This window comes from Micromonospora sp. NPDC005291, assembly GCF_040607415.1.
Taxonomy (GTDB): Bacteria; Actinomycetota; Actinomycetes; order Mycobacteriales; family Micromonosporaceae; genus Micromonospora.
This window is the reverse complement of sequence record NZ_JBEXGR010000006.1, coordinates 316,381-336,005: the sequence shown is the minus strand read 5'-3', so window position 1 is coordinate 336,005 and position 19,625 is coordinate 316,381. Positions and strand designations below refer to the sequence as shown.

At 71.8% G+C, this 19,625-nt stretch carries 18 protein-coding genes; 10 read left to right on the top strand and 8 right to left on the bottom strand.

What is annotated here, in order from left to right; genetic code table 11:
• Positions 1-62: 62 nt before the first annotated feature.
• Positions 63-794 (bottom strand): HAMP domain-containing sensor histidine kinase, encoded by a 732-nt coding sequence (locus tag ABZT18_RS12055; protein WP_354994093.1) that lies wholly within the window; start codon positions 792-794, stop codon positions 63-65.
• Between the two features lie 133 nt (positions 795-927).
• Here ABZT18_RS12055 and ABZT18_RS12050 point away from each other — a divergent pair, with 133 nt between their 5' ends.
• On the top strand, positions 928-1,500 hold the full coding sequence (locus ABZT18_RS12050) for a response regulator transcription factor (RefSeq protein ID WP_355251245.1): 573 nt from the start codon (positions 928-930) through the stop codon (positions 1,498-1,500).
• A 144-nt stretch (positions 1,501-1,644) separates the two neighbouring features.
• On the top strand, positions 1,645-1,992 hold the full coding sequence (locus ABZT18_RS12045; RefSeq protein WP_354994095.1) for an Lsr2 family protein: 348 nt from the start codon (positions 1,645-1,647) through the stop codon (positions 1,990-1,992).
• Positions 1,993-2,125: 133 nt separating this feature from the next.
• Here ABZT18_RS12045 and ABZT18_RS12040 read toward each other — a convergent pair whose 3' ends face one another.
• The 3 genes from ABZT18_RS12040 to ABZT18_RS12030 form a co-directional block, all read right to left on the bottom strand.
• Positions 2,126-3,418: a hypothetical protein gene (locus ABZT18_RS12040; protein ID WP_355251242.1), complete on the bottom strand. Its 1,293-nt coding sequence runs from the start codon at positions 3,416-3,418 to the stop codon at positions 2,126-2,128.
• 294 nt (positions 3,419-3,712) lie between these two features.
• Entirely contained in the window at positions 3,713-4,600 is an 888-nt protein-coding gene (locus ABZT18_RS12035; protein WP_354994097.1) for a DUF2726 domain-containing protein, read from the bottom strand.
• A 112-nt stretch (positions 4,601-4,712) separates the two neighbouring features.
• Entirely contained in the window at positions 4,713-5,582 is an 870-nt protein-coding gene (locus tag ABZT18_RS12030) for a phytanoyl-CoA dioxygenase family protein (protein ID WP_354994098.1), read from the bottom strand.
• Between the two features lie 182 nt (positions 5,583-5,764).
• Here ABZT18_RS12030 and ABZT18_RS12025 point away from each other — a divergent pair, with 182 nt between their 5' ends.
• The 3 genes from ABZT18_RS12025 to ABZT18_RS12015 all read left to right on the top strand — a co-directional run bounded on the left by ABZT18_RS12025 (position 5,765) and on the right by ABZT18_RS12015 (position 8,272).
• Positions 5,765-6,919: an Asp23/Gls24 family envelope stress response protein gene (locus ABZT18_RS12025; protein ID WP_354994099.1), complete on the top strand. Its 1,155-nt coding sequence runs from the start codon at positions 5,765-5,767 to the stop codon at positions 6,917-6,919.
• Positions 6,916-7,476 carry a hypothetical protein gene (locus ABZT18_RS12020; protein ID WP_354994100.1) on the top strand — a complete coding sequence of 187 codons (561 nt, stop codon included), beginning with the start codon at positions 6,916-6,918 and terminating at the stop codon, positions 7,474-7,476. Before ABZT18_RS12025 ends, ABZT18_RS12020 begins: the two co-directional genes overlap by 4 nt.
• 70 nt (positions 7,477-7,546) lie before the next feature.
• Positions 7,547-8,272, top strand: coding sequence for a helical backbone metal receptor (locus tag ABZT18_RS12015; protein ID WP_354994101.1), 726 nt, complete (start codon positions 7,547-7,549; stop codon positions 8,270-8,272).
• Between the two features lie 9 nt (positions 8,273-8,281).
• Here ABZT18_RS12015 and ABZT18_RS12010 read toward each other — a convergent pair whose 3' ends face one another.
• On the bottom strand, positions 8,282-9,223 hold the full coding sequence (locus tag ABZT18_RS12010; protein WP_355251239.1) for a TerC/Alx family metal homeostasis membrane protein: 942 nt from the start codon (positions 9,221-9,223) through the stop codon (positions 8,282-8,284).
• Between the two features lie 324 nt (positions 9,224-9,547).
• On the opposite strand from ABZT18_RS12010, the gene ABZT18_RS12005 reads away from it, so the two are divergent.
• On the top strand, positions 9,548-10,105 hold the full coding sequence (locus ABZT18_RS12005; protein ID WP_354994103.1) for a hypothetical protein: 558 nt from the start codon (positions 9,548-9,550) through the stop codon (positions 10,103-10,105).
• 231 nt (positions 10,106-10,336) lie between these two features.
• Positions 10,337-10,729 (top strand): FKBP-type peptidyl-prolyl cis-trans isomerase, encoded by a 393-nt coding sequence (locus tag ABZT18_RS12000; protein WP_354994104.1) that lies wholly within the window; start codon positions 10,337-10,339, stop codon positions 10,727-10,729.
• Positions 10,730-10,987: 258 nt separating this feature from the next.
• On the opposite strand, the gene ABZT18_RS11995 is transcribed toward ABZT18_RS12000, so the two are convergent.
• Positions 10,988-11,374, bottom strand: a complete 387-nt coding sequence (locus tag ABZT18_RS11995; protein WP_355251236.1) for an anti-sigma factor antagonist — start codon at positions 11,372-11,374, stop codon at positions 10,988-10,990.
• 327 nt (positions 11,375-11,701) lie between these two features.
• On the opposite strand from ABZT18_RS11995, the gene ABZT18_RS11990 reads away from it, so the two are divergent.
• Positions 11,702-12,718 (top strand): SMP-30/gluconolactonase/LRE family protein, encoded by a 1,017-nt coding sequence (locus tag ABZT18_RS11990; protein WP_354994106.1) that lies wholly within the window; start codon positions 11,702-11,704, stop codon positions 12,716-12,718.
• A 114-nt stretch (positions 12,719-12,832) separates the two neighbouring features.
• Here the strand turns inward: ABZT18_RS11990 and ABZT18_RS11985 are convergent, their stop codons facing one another.
• The gene (locus ABZT18_RS11985) at positions 12,833-14,101 is read right to left on the bottom strand and encodes an Ig-like domain-containing protein (RefSeq protein WP_354994107.1); all 1,269 of its coding nucleotides are present in this window, start codon (positions 14,099-14,101) and stop codon (positions 12,833-12,835) included.
• Between the two features lie 603 nt (positions 14,102-14,704).
• On the opposite strand from ABZT18_RS11985, the gene ABZT18_RS11980 reads away from it, so the two are divergent.
• Both ABZT18_RS11980 and ABZT18_RS11975 read left to right on the top strand, forming a co-directional pair.
• On the top strand, positions 14,705-15,661 hold the full coding sequence (locus ABZT18_RS11980) for a sugar phosphate isomerase/epimerase (protein WP_354994108.1): 957 nt from the start codon (positions 14,705-14,707) through the stop codon (positions 15,659-15,661).
• A gap of 23 nt (positions 15,662-15,684) precedes the next feature.
• Positions 15,685-17,784 carry a PQQ-dependent sugar dehydrogenase gene (locus ABZT18_RS11975; RefSeq protein WP_354994109.1) on the top strand — a complete coding sequence of 700 codons (2,100 nt, stop codon included), beginning with the start codon at positions 15,685-15,687 and terminating at the stop codon, positions 17,782-17,784.
• Between the two features lie 54 nt (positions 17,785-17,838).
• Here the strand turns inward: ABZT18_RS11975 and ABZT18_RS11970 are convergent, their stop codons facing one another.
• The gene (locus ABZT18_RS11970) at positions 17,839-19,515 is read right to left on the bottom strand and encodes a right-handed parallel beta-helix repeat-containing protein (protein ID WP_354994110.1); all 1,677 of its coding nucleotides are present in this window, start codon (positions 19,513-19,515) and stop codon (positions 17,839-17,841) included.
• Between the last annotated feature and the right edge of the window lie 110 nt (positions 19,516-19,625).

Here is a 19,625-nt window from a genome sequence, read left to right as displayed (position 1 = left end):
ACTGGCAGGCCAGTCCGTTCCCGCCCGATGACCCGACCGGGCCAACCCCTGTCCCGCAGGGGTCAGCGCACCGGACGGGCCACGGGCAGCAGCACCTCCAGCGCCACGCCGCGCGGCTGCAACCGGTGCGCCCGCAGCGCTCCCCCGTCCGTCGCGACGAGCTGACGCACGATCCACAACCCCAGGCCGGACATCCCGACGGCTGGCGCCGGGCGGCGCAGCGCGGCCAGCAGCGCGTCGTCCACGCGACCCTCGTCGGTGACCAGGATGCTCAGACCGGGACCGCGCAGCGTGGCGTGGACCCCGATCTGCCCCTCCGCCGGCCCGTGCCGCAACGCGTTCTCCACCAGATTGACCAGCACCTGCCGGGTCCGTCCGGCCGGCACGAGGCAGGAGCCCGCACTCCGGGTGGCCCGCGCACGGCGTCGACGGGCCGGCACCAGCGCGGCGGCCTCGCGCAGGATGCCTGCCAGAGGGACGGTCGGCTCCGGCTGTGGGGACAGCGCCAGAGCGCCGGTGCCGGCGGTCGCTTCGCGCAGCAGGCTCTGCAGGTGGACGGCCTGGTCGCGCGCCAACTCGGTGATCGCCCGTCGGTCGGCGCTGGTCAACTCGCGGTGCTCGTCGGCCAGAGCGCGGGTCAGCGAGGTCAGGGTGCTGATCGGCGTACGGAACTCGTGGCACAGCACGCGCAGCAGCAACTCGGAATCGACCTCCGGTGATCGGTGGTCACCCGGTACGGGCTCGATTCGGCGCAACCCTCGCAGCAGACCCTGCAAACCGTGGCGTGCGCGCATCCACCCGACTCCCCTCGTTCGGTGCGTACCCGCATGATCGGTACCCGCTGGGGAACGGCGCAGACATGCCGGGAGCCTCCACCATGCGACTCGTCGTCGTGGACGATCACCCCTCTTCGTCCGCGGTCTGGAGTTGCTGCTCCCCGTCACCACCGACGGCCGCGCCGAGGTGGTCGCCTCGACCGGCGACGCCGCCGCCGCGGCGGCGCTGATCAGCCGCTGCCGCCCCGACCTGGCCCTGGTCGACCTGCACATGCCGCCACCCGGTGGCATCCGGGCAGTGGCCGCGATCCGGCGGACGACCCCACGGGTACGGGTGGTCGCGATGTCCGGTTCCTCCGACGCCACACCGGCTCTGGAGGCGCTGCGGGCCGGTGCCGAGGGATTCCTGCCGAAGACCAGCGAACCGGAGGAGCTGCTGCCCCCGCTGCTGGCCATCCTCGACGGCTGGGCGGTGCTACCGGCCAATTTGCTGCACGCCATGCTGCGACCCACACACGCCACACCAATCCACCTCGACGGCGAGGAACGTCGGCTGCTGCGGTCGATCGCCGCTGGCCGCAACACCGTCGACATCGCCGAAGAACTGCACGTCTCCGAGCGGACGGTCAAACGGATGACCGCCGCGTTGCTGCGCAAGCTGCGGGTTTCCAACCGGGCGGAGGCGGCGGCCATCGCCGGGCAGGCCGGTCTCCTCAGCGAATGAACTCCCTTCATCGCGCCGATTCACGGTTTTGCTCGGTAACGGAATCGCGACGCGCCGAATGAATGGGACGCATATTGTTGCGGATTACCGGGGTGATAGGTCAGACTTTGGGCACATCCCGCCGCACACAGGGAGTAATCGGCAATGGCGAGAAAAGTAATCACGGTCCTGACCGACGACCTCGACGGTGGGAAGGCCGACCGGACGGTCGAGTTCAGTCTCGACGGCGTGGCCTACACGATCGACGTGTCGGACGAGAATGCCGGCGTACTACGCAAGGCACTCGATCCGTACATCAATGCGGGTCGGCGGATCGGGCGCGGCCCGGTCGAGAGCACCCGCTCAGTCCGGCGGCCGGGACGACCCACCGGCGCGGGAATGGACCGGGAGCAGAACCGGGCCATCCGGGAATGGGCCGTCAAGAACGGCTACAAGATTTCCGAGCGGGGCCGGATCCCGGTTGAGGTCGTTGAGGCGTACAAGAACCGCTGACGCACCAGTATGACGACGGGGTCCCGCCGGAAACGGTGTGGCCCCGTCGGATTGTCGGGGCACCAGAAACAACACGGCGGCCGGTCACCCAGGGTTGTCGCCCCGGGTGGCCGGCCGCCGTTAGTCAATCGGGTCAGTTGACGTCGATGCGCACCGAGTCGAACGCGGGAGTCTGGTTGGCCCGCTCCATCATCGGCAGGCGGTGCGAACCATCGCCGGCCCAGACGGAACACTGCGCCGTACCCGACTCCGGCAGGCCCGGGATCTGGATGGTCACCTCGTCAGGCTGGGCACCACCGCGGCCGTCCTCGGTCGCGACGAAGAACGCGGGCACCTCCTGCGGCTCGGGCGGGGCGGTCAGGCTGTCCAGCATCCGGCAGGCGGTGTGGAAGTGGCCCCGGACCAGCCCCTGGTCGTTGAGCAGCGAGCTCTCCACGTAGTAGCCACCCTGACCGGCGGCGAGGAAGCGGTCGCGGACCAGGTTGCGGGTGCTGACCCGCAGGGTGAAGGCCTGGGCGCGGGCGACCTGCTCGGGGAACTGGGTGATCAGCAGCGACGGGTTGTTGGCGGCGGCGCCGACCTCACCAAACTCGGTGCTCACGCAGCGGTTGCCGATCTGGAAGCCGTCGTGCGGCTGGAGCTGGCTCTCGTCGCAGTCATTGGCCAGCACACCGAGCCCGGCCCCGGGGGCGTTGCCACCATTGTTTCCGCCGTTGTTGCCGCCACCGGTGTTTCCGCCGTTGTTGCCACCACCGGTGTTGCCGCCGCCGGTGTTGCCACCGCCGTTGTTCCCACCGTTGTTGCCGCCCGTGTTGTTGGTCGGCTGCACCTGGCACTCGGCGAGCTGCGCGAGACCCTGCGGGCGGGGCCCGACACGGTCGATGGCGGTCGTGATCCGGTCCAGCACCGCGCGACGCTTGCCAGCGAGCGGCTGCAGGATCGCGCTACGGATGAACGCCTCACCCTTGTTGCCCTCGGCGGCCAGCCGACGGTCCGCCTCGGCGATCTGGGTCTGCAGCTGGGCGAGGTTACGGTCCACCTCGGCCCGCGCCCGGTCCGGAACCTGCGGCAGCTTGGCCGTCACATCCGGACAGGCGATGGCCGTGCCGGTGCCCACCGTGCCGTCCTTGCCGTCCTCGCACTCGGGGACCGACTGCTGCCCGTCACCCCAGTGATTACGCACCCACCGACCGTTCTGCCAGGTCCGGCTGGTCGAGGCGCCGCCGGCCGGCGCGGTCGAGCCCGGGCTCGGCTCCACGCACTGCCCGGAAGCCGGACGTGGCTTGTTCGTCCGCCGGTCCTGGGCCGACGAAATCTGGGTCACGGCGACGACTCCGCCGAAGACCACGAGCGTGCCGACAACGGCCAGCAGACGCTTGCTCCGCGCGTTGCCGGATGACCGGCGCGCCCGTGTGGACCTGCGCATCGAATTGCTCTCCTTCTCGATCCGGTAGTGGATTCCTGCCCTCGGCGGACCGACGGATGTGCGATGGCACGCCACGGCGGCGACCACCGTGACCTACCCGGTAACATGTCGATGGCCGACGATGCCCTTTCCGCACCGCCTCCCGCGTCCCGGTCGACGCGGATGGGGAGATCTGTTCATTCGCGCAGGAGTACGGGACGGCGACCGGGAAGGTTCAACCCGCGCACAGGAAATTGCCGCGACCCGACACGGAGCCGGTGCGGAGCAGGGGTCAGCAGGTGAAACGGGTGCCGGTCAGTCGACGCAGAGGTGGTCGAAGGCGAATCCGCCCACCAGGTCGTTCCGGCGCTGACTCAGCGCGACGATCTGCGCGGTCAACTCGGCGCGCGGCAGCAGATCCGCACCCTCGTTCTCAGCGGCACGCAGCCGCTCCCCGACGGCGACGGCGGCGAGATCCTCGGCCAGCCGTGCCGCGTCGACGCCGCACGAGAAGCGATGCTCGGTCACCGAGACCCGCTCGATGAGGCAGGCGTCGGGGCGTACCTGCACCCAGCTCCACCCCTGTGCCGGCCCGTCCGCCCAGCGCACGTGCAGCCCTCGCACGATCGGGTCGGCCAGCCGCCCGGCCACGTACGCCTCGACCGCCATCGCGCGGGTCAGCGCGCCGAGGTCGTTGACCGGCCCGGTACGGCCGTCCGGCAGCCGGCCGAGGATGTCCCGGAAACCCGCCGGGGCCGGCTCGTCCCCGGCTGCGGTCGCCCCGGCACCGCCTGCGGCGTAGGCGCGCGCGTCGATCACGTACTCCACGAGGCGTCGGCCGTGCTCTGCCGCTCGCAACGTCGGCGATCCGATCCGCAGCACGGGCAGGCCGAGGGCCGCGCTCACCGCGTCCTTGAGTCGCTCAGCGCGCTGCTCGGCCGAGCCGGCGGACGGGACCGGGCCGATCTCCACGGCGACGACCGGCCGGCCGGTGTCGGCGGAGCAGATCACGAAGTCGAAGCTGGCGCGGCTGGCCGCACTCCACTGGCTGCCGGTGACACCGGGCGGACGGCCCTGGACCAGATCGCTGAGCCGGCGCGCCGGATAGGCCCGGTGGCCGGCGCGGCTGAGCAGCGTGTCGCCCCCGCCGTCGGCGGGCACCGCCCGCAGCCAGCCGCGGTCGTCGCTGCCGGTGCTCGTCATCTGCCTGATCCATCCGCCGGTCGGTCGCGCCGGGCCGAGTCTAGGCGGTAGATCATGGTGCTCGCCTCGGCGGTGCGGCCCCAGCTGGCCGGACCCGCGGACCGGCCGGCCGCTACTCGGCGGCGCCCATCACCAGGCCCTCGATGGTGTGCTTTTGCCGGATCGGCTCCAACCGGTCCACCACCGGGCAGTGCAGGTGCTCCCGGACCGCCGAAGGCAGACCCTCCCAGTAGCGTCGGGTGACGGCCATGTCGTGGTGGGCGGCGTTGCCCGCGCCCGGGGCGTCGACGCCGAGCACCAGCACCGGCCGGGCCGACCGGGAGACGTTCGGGGTGCCGCGGTGGATGGTCAGCGCCGACCGGGCCGAGATGTCCCCGCGCTGCGGGTACTTGCGCACCGCCCGCTGCTGGTAACGGGGGTAGCGCTCCCGGGGCGGGAACATCCCGTGGTCGAAGTCGGCCTCGTCGTCCCACTGGGTGCCCGGGGCGATCTCGAACGGCCCCATCTCCTCCACCGTGTCGACGGTGGTCAGGTTGAACGCCAACGACGTGAGCCGCCGCTGCCGCCGGGTCTCCTCCGGCATCGGGAAGTCCCGGTGCCACGGCTGCATCGCCGCACCGGGAAAGGGGATGTCGAAGCCCAGCTCGACGATCTCGTACTCCGGGCCCAGCACCGCCTGACAGACCGACACCAGCCACGGATGGGTGACCAGCTCGACGAAGCCGCGCAGCTGCTCCGGGTGGATCTCCACGTACCAGCGCTGTGGGCCTCGTCCGACGGCACCGTCGGGGCGCGAGCGCGCCTCCTCGAACGCGGCGGCCACATCGTGGCCGACCTGCTCCACCCAGGCCGGGTCGACGGCGCCCCGGCAGGCCGTGATGCCGTCGCGGTAGAGGTCGCCGAGTGCCTCGACCGGCACCTCGTCCTCGCCGGTGGGCGCGGGGTGGGCGGCTGCCGCTGGCGGGGCCGGTGGAACGCGCATCGAGAGCTCCTCGGGGGACGAAGCGTGGCTTACAACGTTGTAGAAGCGTGCCAAGAACCGCCGAGTGGCGCCAGCGCTCGACCAGAGCGCTGTGACTGAGATCACATCAACCCCGTGTTCCAGGGGTCCCGCCGGGGTGTATCCAGCGGGGTCGCCGGTAGCGGACCGGCCGGGAGGTCAGCATGTCGGGACAGCAGTTCGGCACCCTCGCCGGTGGTGACCTGAGCGCTCGCCAGCGTCAGGGTGACCCTCGCCGCGCCCGCCGACCTCGACGGGCCGGAGATCCGACCATCCTCCGGCGCCCTCGCGCTGATCGAGCGGGGCGACACCACCGACTCCCCCCGCGCCCCATCGCCACCCGCCCGTCCGCCCCTACCACCGGCCCCGCACAGAGCGCCGGCCCCGCCCCGACCGCCGCCCCCGCCCCGACCGTCGGCCCCGCCGGCGGGACCCCGAGCACCGGGACCCGCGCCAGCATCGACGCGGACCGTCGCGAACAGAGCACCATCGGGGTGGCAGACGTCGCGCGGATCGCGACCGAAGCGGCCGACCAGGTGCCCGGCGTATCCGGCGCCCGCCCGGCCACCGTCCGCCTGAGCGACCGGTCCGTGGGCCTCGACCTGCACCTGGTCACCTCGTACGGGCACAGCGTGCCCGCCGTCGCCGAGGCCGTCCGGACGGCGGTCGCCGACCGGGTGGCCGCCGGCACCGGGCTCACCGTGGCCGCGGTAACCATCACGGTGGACGACCTGCTCGTCCCCGGGGCGGACGGCGCCGGAACCCGACGACCCGTCAGTCGGCCGGAGGCCGGCATGCGGACCGTCAACCGGGCAGCCTCGCTGCTGCTGTCCGTCGCCCTGCTCGCCGGCGGCGCGCTGCTGGCCGTGCAGGCGCTGCTGGTCACGCTGGACCGCCCGGCACCGCTGCTCGCCCGCACCGGCTGGTACGAAACGCTGACCACCACCCGTTGGCACGACTCGGGAGTCCGGACCGTGGCCGGCGTGGCCGTGCTGCTGGGCCTGGTCATCCTGGCGACCCAGCTGCGCCGTTGGACACCGGTCCGGTTGCGGATCGACGAGCGGGACGGCTGGCACCTACGTCGGCGGTGCGTGGAACGCCGGCTCACCGATGCGGCCGGGACCGTGCCAGGCGTACGCCGGGCCCGGGTGCGGGTCCGCCGGCGCGGCGACCAGTGGTGCCCCCGGGTGCGCGCCACCGGCGACCCGGCGGCCCGCGCGGAGGTCGAGTTCGCAGTGCACCAGGAGCTGCATCAACTTGCCTCGCCCCCTACCGGCCGGATCGAGATACGGCTGCTGCCCGGCAGGCGGCCCGCATGACCGACGCCGCACACCGGCTGCTGTGGACCATCGTCGCGCTGCTGCTGGTGGCTGCCGGAACGACCGCGCTGGTGGTCAGCTTCGGGGCGCTGCCCGGCGGGGACCCCGGCGCGGCACTGCTCGGCGCCGGGCTGCTGGACGCGTGGCGGCTGGCCACGCCGTGGAGCACCCTGGCCGCGGCGGTCGCCGGAGTGCTGACTGCCCTCGCCGGGCAGCGCCTGCTGGACCGCGAGCTGCGCCGGCCCGGCCGGGCAATGCGCGGCACGCTGAGCCATTCCGGAAGCCACCCCGGCCGCACCCGCCTGGCCACCGAGGTGCTCGTCCACGCACTGGAGCGTGACCTGACCGGCGACCCCGGGGTGCGCCGCGCCCGGGTGGTGCTGACCGGTGCACCACCGCGACCCGACGTGTGGATACGGGTGGACCTGGCGGCCGACGCCCGGGCCGACGGCGTACGCGAGCACGTCGACGCCGCGGTCCGCCGGTTCGCGACGACCGCTGGCTGCACACCCGCGCACCTCGACGTGACCGCCCGCATCGAGCCCGGCCGCCCCTGACCCGCGCCGCGCCGCGCCGACGAGACGGGCATGATCGGTGCCGGGACAGGTGGCGGACGGAGGTACGCGGATGCGGGTGGTGTCGCTGGTGCCGTCACTGACCGAGGCGGTGGCGCTGACCGTGCCAGGAGTGCTGGTCGGGGCCACGGACTGGTGCAGCCATCCGGCCGGGCTGGACGTCGCCCGGGTCGGCGGCAGCAAGTACCCGGACCTGGACCGGGTCCGCGCGCTGCGGCCGGACCTGGTGCTGCTCAACGTGGAGGAGAACCGCCGGGCCGACGCGGAGGCGCTGCGGGCGGCCGGCGTGCCGGTGCACGTCACCTATCCGCGTACCGTCCCGGGCGCGTTGACCGAGCTGGGCAACCTCCTGGCCGAGCTGGGCGTCTCGGCGGAACCGGCCTGGCTGCGGGCCGCCCGACGGGCGTGGGCCGAGCCGCCCCGGCTGGCACCGCCCCGCCGGGCCGTGGTGCCGGTCTGGCGTCGGCCATGGGTGGTGCTCGGTGGCGACACGTTCGCCGGTGACGTGCTGCGCCGGCTCGGCGTGGTCAACGGGTACGACGAGCACCCCGAGCGCTATCCCCGCCCGACCCTTGCCGAGTTGCGCGAGCAGGAGCCGGAGCTGGTGGTGCTGCCCGACGAGCCGTACCGGTTCACCGCCGACGACGGGCCGGAGGCGTTCCCCGGCGTACCGTGTGCCCTGCTCTCTGGTCGGCACCTGACCTGGTACGGCCCCTCGCTGGCCGAGGCGCCCGCGCTGCTGGCCGATCAACTGTCCCGGCCGGTGCTGGTCGGCTGACCCGGCGGTTCAGCCGACCCGGGGGCGCCGGGCGGCCAGGACGCTGGCGCCGATGGAGACCGCCAGGGTCAGCACCACCACCGCGAGGGTCAACCAGACCGGCAGTTTGCCCACCGGCGTCTCGGCGAGGATGAGCTTCAACCCCGCGAAGGCGAGCAACAGCGCGAGCCCGTACCGCAGGTACCCGAAGTGTCGCAGCAGGCCGGCCAGGCAGAAGTAGAGGCTCCGCAGCCCCAGTACGGCGAACGCGGTGGCCGTCCAGACCAGGAAGGTGTTGGTGGTGATGGCGAGGATCGCCGCCACCGAGTCGATGGCGAAGACCACGTCGGTGGCCTCGATGGCGACGAGCGCCACCAGCAGCAGCGTCGCCACGCGCCGTCCGTCCACCCGGGCGGTGAACCGGCCTCCGTGGTAGCGCACGTCGGTGGGCACCAGCCGCCGGAACAGCCGAACCACGACGTTGCGCTCCGGGTCGACGTCCGGCTTGCCACGTACGGCCAGCCGCCAGCCGGTCCAGATCAGGAAGGCGCCCAGCACGAACCCGGCCCAGGTCAGCCGGTCCAGCAGCTCGGCGCCGGCGAAGATGAACAGCAGGCGGAAGACGAGCGCACCCACGACGCCCCAGAACAACACCTTGTGCTGGTAGCCCGGCGGCACCTGGAAGTAGCCGAAGAGCAGGGCGAAGACGAACACGTTGTCCACCGAGAGCGCCTTTTCCAGTAGGTAGCCGGAGAAGTACGCGATGGCCGAGTCGCCGCCGAGGCCCCACCAGACGACGAACCCGAACAGCAGGCCCGCGCCGATCCAGATGGCGCTCCACAGCAGCGCCTCGCGCAGCTCGATGACGTGGTTGTCCCGGTGCAGGAGCACATCCACGGCGAGCATCACGGCGATCACCGCCCCGACCGCCGGCCAGGCCCACAGCGGGACCGCGACCGTCGCCTCAGCCACCGACGCCCTCCGCATCGACCACGGTGCACCGCCCGCTACCCCGCCGGCCGGCCGTTCCCGAGCCTAGGCGAACGGCCGACCCGACATCGGCGGTCCGGCGAAGTCGGCCCCCTCCCGTCCACGATCTCCCGGTGCGGGTCGCGAGCAGCACTCTCGTCGTCCACCTCGGACGCTACGACTCGACGACGGTCGTCAGGGTCGCCGGACCGGACCGGAGGGGTCAAACGTCCCGGGCCGATGCGGTCTGTCGGCCCTGCCGCCGAACGCGCCGTGGGCGTCCACTGGAGATGCCACCGGAAGTGCGGTGCGAAGCTGAGAAGGGACGTGGAGACCATGACCGCGACGACCGACCGGTTCACCGCCGAGAACACCACTCCGGCGACCGGCACCACTCGAGAGCGGGCCGTCCGGTACCTCCTGGCCGGCCTCCGGCTGGCGCTCGGCTGGGTCTTCCTCTGGGCGTTCATCGACAAGATTTTCGGCCTCGGGATGGCCACCGAGTCGAAGGGCGCCTGGATCAACGGTGGCAGCCCCACCAAGGGATTCCTGACCTTCGGTGTGGCGGGCCCGTTCAAGGACGTCTACGCCGGGATCGCCGGTGCCGCCTGGGCGGACTGGCTCTTCATGGCCGGCCTGGCCGGGATCGGTGTCGCCCTGCTGCTCGGCATCGGGATGCGAATCGCCGCCGTGGCCGGTGGGCTGCTGCTGGTCCTGATGTGGACCGCCGTCCTGCCCCCGGAGAACAACCCCTTCATGGACGACCACCTGATCTACGCCGCGGTGCTGGCGGTCCTGGCGCTGGTCAACGCCGGCGACACCTGGGGCCTCGGCCAGGTGTGGGCGAAGCTGCCGATCGTCCAGCGGGTGCCCTGGCTGCGATGAACACAGCGCACCACCCTCTCGGCGGGCGTCACCATCACCGGTGGCGCCCGCCGATCTTGCACTTGCTGCCCCGACGAAAGGTGCGAACCGGAGCACACCGGGGACCACAAGTGCAAGATCGACGCGGGGGTGGGCGGCGCAGGTAGCGGGTCCGCCGCACATCGGTGGGGTGCGATCCGGCAGGATCGACGGTGACCGGACACATCACCCGACACGGCAGGAGATCCCCGCATGAACCAGGCAGCAGGCGCCCGATCGAGCAAGCCCGAGGTGGGTCCGATCGAGGGTGCGCCGCCGGCCGACCTCGTGATCGAGGACATCACCGTGGGCGAGGGCCCGCAGGCCCAGCCGGGCCAGCTGGCCAGCGTGCACTACGTAGGCGTGTCGCACTCCACCGGCGGCGAGTTCGACTCGTCCTGGGGCCGCGGCGAGGCGTTCGAGTTCCCGCTCGGCGGCGGTCAGGTCATCGCCGGCTGGGACCAGGGTGTCGTCGGCATGCGTGTCGGCGGCCGGCGCCGCCTCACCATCCCGCCACACCTGGGGTACGGCGACCGCGGCGCGGCCGGCGTCATCAAGCCGGGCGAGACGCTGATCTTCATCGTCGACCTGCTCGGCGTGCGCTGACCGATTCTCGGGGGGTCGTCGGCCCAAGCCGGCGGCCCCCGCGCCGCGCCCCGGGTTAGACGGGTGCCGGCCCACGCCAACGGCCCCGCCCCGTGCCTCAGTAAAACCGGCGCCGGTCCGCGTCGGCGGTGTCGGGCCCTGCCGAGCAAGACGGGCGCCGGTCCTCGTTGGCGGTGTCGGGTCCTGCCGAGTAAGACCGGTGCTGGGCCGCGTCGGCGTTACAGCACCGGGCTCGATCGGGTGAGGCCCTGGGTCAGATCAGGCGGCCAGCTGCAGGTATGCGGTCGCGACCACCGGGCGACGCGCGGCCTCGACCACCCGGCCCGGCTCCAGAATCGGCATCACGCGGTGCAGGCCGGTAGCGCGCAGCACCCGCGCCACCACCGGGCTCGGGTCGACCAGGACCAGCTCGCCACCGCGCGCCCGGATGCGCAGATGCGCGGCGAGTAAGGTGCGGACGCCCGCGGCGGAGAGCAGCCGCAGCTCGGACAGCTCCAGCTGGAGCACCGGACGCGCCGGCGCGGACCACAACGCGGACCGGAACGCGTCCACCGTGGCGATGTCGACCTCGCCGGCCACCCGCACGAGGACCACCTGGTCACCCACGCTGACCTGCACGTCGAGCCGGTCGCTTCGCTCTCCCATGACCAGAAATCTAGCCCCCACCACCGACAGTTTCGCCCCTCCACGGAGTGATTCCGGGTACGCCCAGGGTCATACCCCGAGGTGCCCCTCCTCCCTCTCGGGGTGGAGGTCAGGGGGCAACGGCCTCGGAGGCCCAGCGGCCAGCGCCCGCTGACCGCCGCCCGCAGACCTGTTGTCGGACGGTGATCCACTCCAGGTCGCCGATGTCGGGGTATCCGCGTCATCGGGACACCCCGACATCGCCGACACGGTGTTGATCACGCCGGTCGGCGCGCCGCGCGAGCGATGATTCGTAAAGGACCGGCGTCTGCCGTGGAGAATAGGCCGATGCTGATCCCTCGGCCCCGGCCGCCCCGGCTGATTCGTCCCGTCCGCGAGCCGGCAACGGTCCCTCCGGCGCTGGTCGGGGCGTGGGCCGCCGACGACCGCCGGCTTGACCGCGCCGAGTTGCTACCTCTCCCCGAGGGTTCCGTCGGCCCGGAGGACGTGCTGGTCGACGACACCGGCCGAGTGATCAGTGGCGACGAGGACGGTCGGCTCTGGTGGTGGCCGGTCGACGCGTCGGCCGGCACCCGACCCCGGCTGCTGGCCGAGACCGGTGGCCGGCCGCTCGGCATCGAGTTGGACCCGTCTGGCGAGTCGCTGGTGGTCTGCGACGCGTACCGCGGGTTGCTCAGGGTCACGCCCGACGGTGCGGTACGCGAACTGACCGGGACGGCACCCCCGGTGCACCTGGCCAACAACGCGACGGTGGGCCGCGACGGCACCATCTACTTCACCGACAGCTCCGACCGGTTCCCGGTCTCGCACTGGAAGCGGGATCTGCTGGAGCACCGCCCCAACGGCCGGGTGCTGGCCCACCACCCGGGCAGCGGCCGCACCGAGGTGGTGGCCGACGGGCTGTACTTTCCCAACGGGATCGCCCTGACCCCGGACGAGTCGGCGCTGATGTTGGTGGAGACCAGCACCCACCGTCTGCTCCGCGTCGAGCTGAGCGGCGGCGTCCGGGTTCTCGCCGACCTGCCCGCGTACCCGGACAATCTCTCCGCCGTGGGCGACGGGACGTACTGGATCGCGCTGCCCAGCCCACGGGTGCCGATCGCCGAGCGGCTGTTGCCGCACCCGCGACTGCGCCAGATCGCCGCCCTGCTGCCGGACGCGATGCAGCCACAGCCACGCCGCTACGGGCTGGTCGCGCTGGTGGACGGCACGGGCGCGGTCCGCCGGACGCTGCACGGCCCGGACGGGCACTACTGGATGATCACCGGGGTACGCCAGCACGGCGATCAGCTCTGGCTGGGCAGCCTGATCGGGCCCGGGGTGGCCCGCGTACCCCTGGACTGAGCGTCTGGCCCCGGAGGCCCGTCAGCAGGTCGGCGCCGCATGACCCACGACAACCGGACGAGGGGCCGGCCCGCCGCGATGGCGGGCCGGCCCCGAAATGCCGGCGGTGGTCTCTCAGCGGCCGCTGACCGAGGGCGCCGGGGCGGGCGATCCGCCGGCCACCGCGCCCGGGTGCGCCGGGGCGACCGGCGCGGGCTTGAGCCCTGGCGGCACCGGCAGGGCGCTGCCGCGGACGAACTCGTCCCAGCTCACGTTCCACGCGGTCCAGCCGTTGCCCGGTTGCAACTCCACCTCGGTGCCCTTGACGGTGACCAGGTCACCGACCTGCGTCACCCCCATCAACCACTCCGCGGCGGTCGCGGAGACGTTCGCGCAGCCGTGCGAGACGTTGGTGCTGCCCTGGTCCCCCTCCGACCACGGGGCGGAATGGATGAACTCACCGCCCCAGGTGTAGCGCTGGGCGTCGTCGACGTCGACCACGTAGCCACCGTTCGGCTCACCCCGGGTGTCGAAGGTGGTCCGCTGGTGCTTCTCCATGATCACCATCTTGCCGCTTGAACTGGGCGTGCTCGGTTTGCCCAGGCTGACCGGGATCCGGCGCACCTGCTTGCCGTCGCGCAGCACCGTCATCTGCTTGGTGGCGTTGTCGATCTCCAGCGAGACCTGTCGTCCGATCTTGGAGGTCGCGGTCCGCTCGGCGTCGCCGATCCGATCCTTACCGATCGGCAGACCCTCCAGGCCCGCGCGGACGCTGATCGTGGTCCCCGGCTTCCAGAAATCGGGCGCCCGGTAATAGACCTGACTGCCGTCCTCCAGCCACGACCAGGTGCCCGGCTGCGGCGGATTGGTCTTCACGAACAGCCGCCGCTGGACATCCGTTCTGGCCTCTTTCGGAATTGCCGGGTCGAACGCGACGGTTACCGGCATCGCCGTGCCGTACGTCCGATTGCCGACGAAATAGAGCGTGCTGGTGATCTGCGGTTTGGTCGATTTGGCCATCGTGGTGAACGTGCTGGTGCGAGTGGTGGTGGCACCCGAGTCACCGGTCGCGGTCACCTCGGCGGTGTAGGTCCGTCGCGGTTGCAGCGGCGCGCTCGGCACCCAACCCGAGCCGTCCTCGCGCGGCTCGGCGTTGACCTGCTTGCCCTTGTCGTCGGTGAGGCGTACGCCGGTGACCCGTCCACCCTTGACCACAGTGCCCACCTCGGCGCTGACCGGGACGTCCCGGGCCTTGTCCCCCGGCGTCACGGCGAGCTCCGGCGAGGCGACGTGCTCCTTGGCCGAGCCGTTCGCCCTCTCCCGGTCGGCGGTGCACCCACCCAGGACGAGCGGTGCGGCTGCGATGGTTACCGCCAACAGCGTCAATCGCCGCCTAGACGTCATGTTTCAGTCCCCCCGTTTCGGCTTCCCTCTGCCACATTCTCGCCTCCTCGACAGGGGCGTCCACGGCATTCGGAAATAATCGTCGGCGCATTTATCGACGCATTTTCCGACGCTGCGTCACTTGGCGGAACAAGCGTTCAAGCAACCTCTCTCATGTTCTTTGCTCTGCTTCAGCGGAGGCAGCACCGGCTGTCCCGATACCGGGCGTCTGGTGGTGCCTGGGGTGAAGCAGAGCGAGCCCTACCGGAGGTCCCGCACGTCCCACCGAGCGCGAGGCGTAGGAGATCAGGCCGGGCGGCGCACGTCGAGGGAGGACTTTTGTCAGCTGGAGGGAAACTTCTGCCAAACGCGACGAACCTTTGCCTTCGTCCGGAGGCAAGGGTAGGGTCACGATCTAGATAGAGGGTTGCCCATACGTCGATCAGCTTGCCGCCACCCCTGCCGGGTCGCCGCGTTCCGCTCCCGATGGGTCCGGGCCGCACCCGCGCGCCGTCCCTCACCGTCCAGCCGGAGCCCGCCTCCGGCCGGTTCGGCGCGCCCGGGCGACGGCAGCAGGTCGACCGTCGCCGACGGCATGCCAGCCGTCAGGAAGGGACCACCACCATGGATCAACAGATCAACCGCACCGCGCCGACACCGGCGTCCGAGCCGGTCAGCCGGCGCGGAGTGCTCCGCGCCGCGACCGTCTCCGCCGCCGCCGTCGGCGCCGCCGGCCTGCTCGCCGGCCCGGCCACCGCCGCGCCGGCCGCGCAGTCCCAGGGCCGGCGCCGGGTGCCGGTGGACCGGATCAGCATCCAGCTCTACACGGTGCGCGACCAGCTCGCGGCCGACCTGCCGGGCACTCTGGACGCGCTGCGCCGGATCGGCTACCGACGGGTGGAGCACGCCGGTTTCGTCGGGCGTACCGCCGCGCAGTTCCGGGCCGCGCTCGACGACGCCGGGCTGCGGTCCACCTCGGGGCACACCGGCATCCCGCAGCCCTTCGATGCCGCCACCTGGGAACGTGCCCTCGCCGACGCGAACGTCGTGGGCTGCAAGAAGATCGTCCACCCGTACTTCGGTCGGGACGCCAACGGCCAGGCGATCCGGGACCCCGCCGTCTACCGCGCCCTGGCGCGGGACCTGAACCGCGCCGGTCGGCTCGCCGAGCGCGCGGGGCTCGACTTCGGCTACCACAACCACCAGCTCGAGTTCGTGCCGTTGACCGGCGGCTCAACCGGGTTCGACATCCTCACCGGGCAGACCGATCCCCGGCTGGTCCACTTCGAGCTCGACCTCTACTGGACCTGGCGGGGCGCACATGACCCGGTCGACGTGATCCGGGCCAACCGCGGCCGGATCCGGCAGGTGCACGTCAAGGACCTCGACGTCGAGGGCGGCTTCGCCGACCTCGGTGACGGCGTCATCGACTTCGGCCGGATCTTCGCCCACGAGCGGGAGGCGGGCATCGAGGAGTACATCGTGGAGCGCGACGACGCCGGCACCCCGCCACGCTCCCCCGCCGACGCCCTGGACACCGCCCGCGTCGGCTTCGACTATCTCGCTTCACTCCGGTACTGAAAACCACCTCGGGGGACGACCTGATGAACAGGACCGCATTCGTGTCCGCCCTGCTGCTGGTGACGGCCGGCCTGGCCGTACCACCGTCAGCCGCGGCCGCCGCGCCCGCCGCACCACCGGACAGCAGCTTCCAGAAGGTGACACTGAACGACTTCCCGGGCGAGCCGATGAGCCTCGCCGTGCTGCCCGACCTGCGTGTGCTGCACACCTCCCGCACCGGTGAGGTCCGCATCCACGACCCGCGCACCGGGCTCAACACCCTCGCTGCCGACATTCCGGTGTACGAGCACGACGAAGAGGGGCTGCAGGGGGTCGCCATCGACCCGAACTTCGCCCAGAACAAGTGGGTCTACCTCTACTACTCGCCGCCGATGGACACACCGGTGGACGACCCGGCAACCCCCGACGTCAACGAGGGGGACGCGCCGCTGGTCGGCACCGAGGCGGACTGGCAGCGGTTCCGGGGCGCGCTACGGCTGTCCCGGTTCAAGCTGGACGGGATGAAGCTGAACCTCGGCACCGAGCAGCAGATCATCGACGTCCCCACCGACCGGGGCATCTGCTGCCACGTCGGCGGTCAGATCGACTTCGACAGCAAGGGCAACCTGTACCTGTCGACCGGCGACGACTCCAACCCCTTCTTCTCCGACGGCTACATCCCGATCGACGAGCGGGCCGACCGGCACCCGGCGTTCGACGCCCAGCGCACCTCGGCCAACACCAACGACCTGCGCGGCAAGCTGCTGCGCATCCGGGTGAAGCCCGGTGGCGGTTACACGGTGCCGGCCGGCAACCTGTTCAAGCCGGGGGCAGCGCAGACCCGCCCGGAGATCTACGCGATGGGGCTGCGCAACGCGTTCCGGTTCGCCGTCGACCGGCGTACCGACAATGTGTACCTGGGCGACTACTCGCCGGACGCCTCCAACCCGAACCCCGAGCGTGGGCCGGCCGGGCACGGCCGGTGGATGCTGGTCGACAAGCCCGCGAACTACGGCTGGCCGTACTGCGTGACGCCGACGATCGCCTACCGCGACTACGACTTCGCCACCGGTGAGTCCGGCGCGAAGTTCAACTGCAAGCGGCCGGTCAACGACTCACCCCGCAACACCGGCAAGCGGCAGCTGCCGCCGGTCGAGCAGCCACAGGTCTGGTACCCGTCCGCCGCCTCGGGTGAGTTCCCGCAGCTGGGCACCGGCGGCATCGGCCCGATGGGTGGCCCGGCGTACGACTACGACGGGACCAGCACGTCACGGACCCGGTGGCCGGCCTACTACGACGGTGTGCCGCTGTTCTACGAGTGGACCCGGGACTACATCAAGGAGTTCCGCCTCGACTCCGACGGCGACGTGCAGGACATCCGGCCGGTGGTGCCATCCCTGGTGGTGGACAACCCGATGGACATGGAGTTCGGCCCGGACGGCGCGCTCTACGTGCTGGAATACGGTGACGGCTACTTCGCCGAGAACCCGGACGCACAGCTGTCCCGGATCGACTTCGTCCGGGGCAACCGGACGCCGATCCCGAAGATCAGCGCGGACCCGACCGTCGGGCAGGCCCCGCTGACCGTCGCGTTCTCCAGCGCCGGCACCACCGACCCGGACGGTGACGCGCTGCGCTACGCGTGGGACTTCGACGCGGACGGCTCGGTGGACAGCACCGATGCGAACCCGACCTGGACGTTCCAGGAGAACGGCTCGTACACCCCCACGGTGAAGGTGACCGACCGCACCGGACGGTCCGCCTCGGCGACCCTGCCGCTGGTGGTCGGGCCGACCGCGCCGATCGTCGAGTTCGTCGCCCCGGTGGCCGGGCAGCCCTTCCAGTTCGGGCAGACGGTCGCGTACGAGGTGAAGGTCACCGACGACCTGCCGGTGGACTGCTCCCGGGTGAAGGTCACCTACGTGCTCGGGCACGACGAGCACGGGCACCCGCTCTCCACGGCGACCGGGTGCTCCGGAACCATCACCACCTTCGTGGACGGCGGGCACAGCGGCGCGGACAACCTCACCGCGGTCTTCGTCGCTGAGTACACCGATGCGCCGACCGAGCCGGGCGTACCACCGCAGTCCGGCACGGCCACTGTGGTGCTGGATCCTGACCCGGTGGCCGGCCTGGCCGGCTGACCACCCGTCGACGGCGGCGGCCCGATCGGGTCGCCGCCGCCGATGCGTGAGGGCTCAGCCCCAGTCGTTCTCGTCGTGGTTGCCACTCCAGCGCCCACCGACCGGTGGGGTGTCGAGCCGCATCCCGCCGGCGCCGTTGCCGGCCAGGTCGTTGTCCTCCACCCGGCAGGCCACGCAGCTGCCCCGCTCGGTGATCCACAATCCGTGGGTCTGGGTCTGGTCGTCGTGGTTGTCCCAGATCCGGTTGCCACGCACGGTGGCAGAGTCGAAGTGCGCGTTGATGGCGATTCCGGCCCGCGTTTCCGGCGCGGGCTCCAGCTCGTACGGAGTGCCCGGCGGCGGAGTGTCACCGCTCCACCCGCTGAACGCGCCGGGGCGTACCGGCGCGAGGGTCATTTCGGTGTCGTTGTTCGCCGCCACCACGGCGACCCGCCGTCCGACCCGCAGCACCTTGCCGCGGTGGCCGTCGTGCGGCCAGTGGGCGGCCCGGTCCACCATCGACCGCTCGCTGTAGCGGACGGTCTCGCCGCCACCGGAGGCGGCCTCGGCGCACTGCCGTCCGTTGTTGCGCAGCCGGTTGTTGAGCAGCACCGCGTCGGTCATCGGACGGTCCACCCGGATGGCGTCCAGCCCGTTGCCCCAGAACTCGTTGCTCTCGATCACCACGTCCATCGCGGGGCCCTGGTAACCGTGCCCCAGGTCCTGCCCGTGGTAGCCGTGCCGTCCGTTGCCGCTGATCCGGTTGCCCCGAATGGTGTACGGCCCGGGGGTGTTGCCCATGCTGATCCCGTCGCGGCCGTTGCCGTCGATGACGCAGTCGGTCACCACCCCGCCCCGCCCGGCGATGCCGGCGGTGCCCTCTGCGGAGACGTCGAAACCGGCCTCCAGATTGCCGGTCATCGTGCAGGCCGAGACGATCAGCCCGTCGGCCCCCCAGTCGGAGATGCCGAACCGGTTGCCCTCGCTGTGGCAGCCAATGATCCGGTAGCCCCGCGGCGGCGGCCAGTAGTCCTTCTGCAGTTCCAGGAAGATCCCGTTGGTGCCGTTGGCCATGGTGGTGGAGTTGGCGATGGTCAGCCGTTCCACCGTGCCCCAACCGCCGATGCCGATCCCGATCCCGGCGCCGCCCATCTGCTCGCCGTTGTCCAGCCGCCCACAGCCGACCACCACGACGCCGTCGATCAGGCTGTCCTGGAGGAAATCGCAGCCCAGCCCGGTCGCGGCCGTGTGGTGGATGTAGAGGTTGCGGAACACGCCGCGCACCATGTACTGGATGCCGAGGCCCTTGGCGAGGTAGTTGTACTCCGCCATCGCCACCCCCGACCCGTCGATCTCGAAGTCGGCGAAGGTGCAGTCGGCGATGTGCCGGTCCCGGTCGGCGCCGTGCTGCACCGTGGTCCAGAAGGCCAGCGGGGTCGGGTCGGCGCGGTTCCCCTCGTTGCTGAGCAGGAACCGGGTGGCGGCGGAGCCGGCACCGATCAACGAGACGCCGCTGCGCCACACCGTCCCGGCGTCCCGGATCGAGTAGATCCCCGGAGGGCAGTAGATCACCCGGGCCCGCCCGTCGGCGGCGTAGCCGTCGCCGAGCCGGTCCACCAGGGCGGCAAGCGCCGGCTGGTCGTTCGTCACCCCATCGCCGCAGAGTCCGTAGTCACGGGCGTCGCAGAAGAACGGCGCGCCGGCGACGGCTGGCTGACGTGCCCGTACGGCGACGGGCGGGATCTGCTGCACCGGACGCTCCTCTCAGCGGGAGGGTGGCCTTCCGGTGCGCCGGGTTCCCGGCGGCGACGGGAGGAAACGTCTGCCGGGCCTTCGAGGCGCGTCGACCCCGGCGCCGTGTA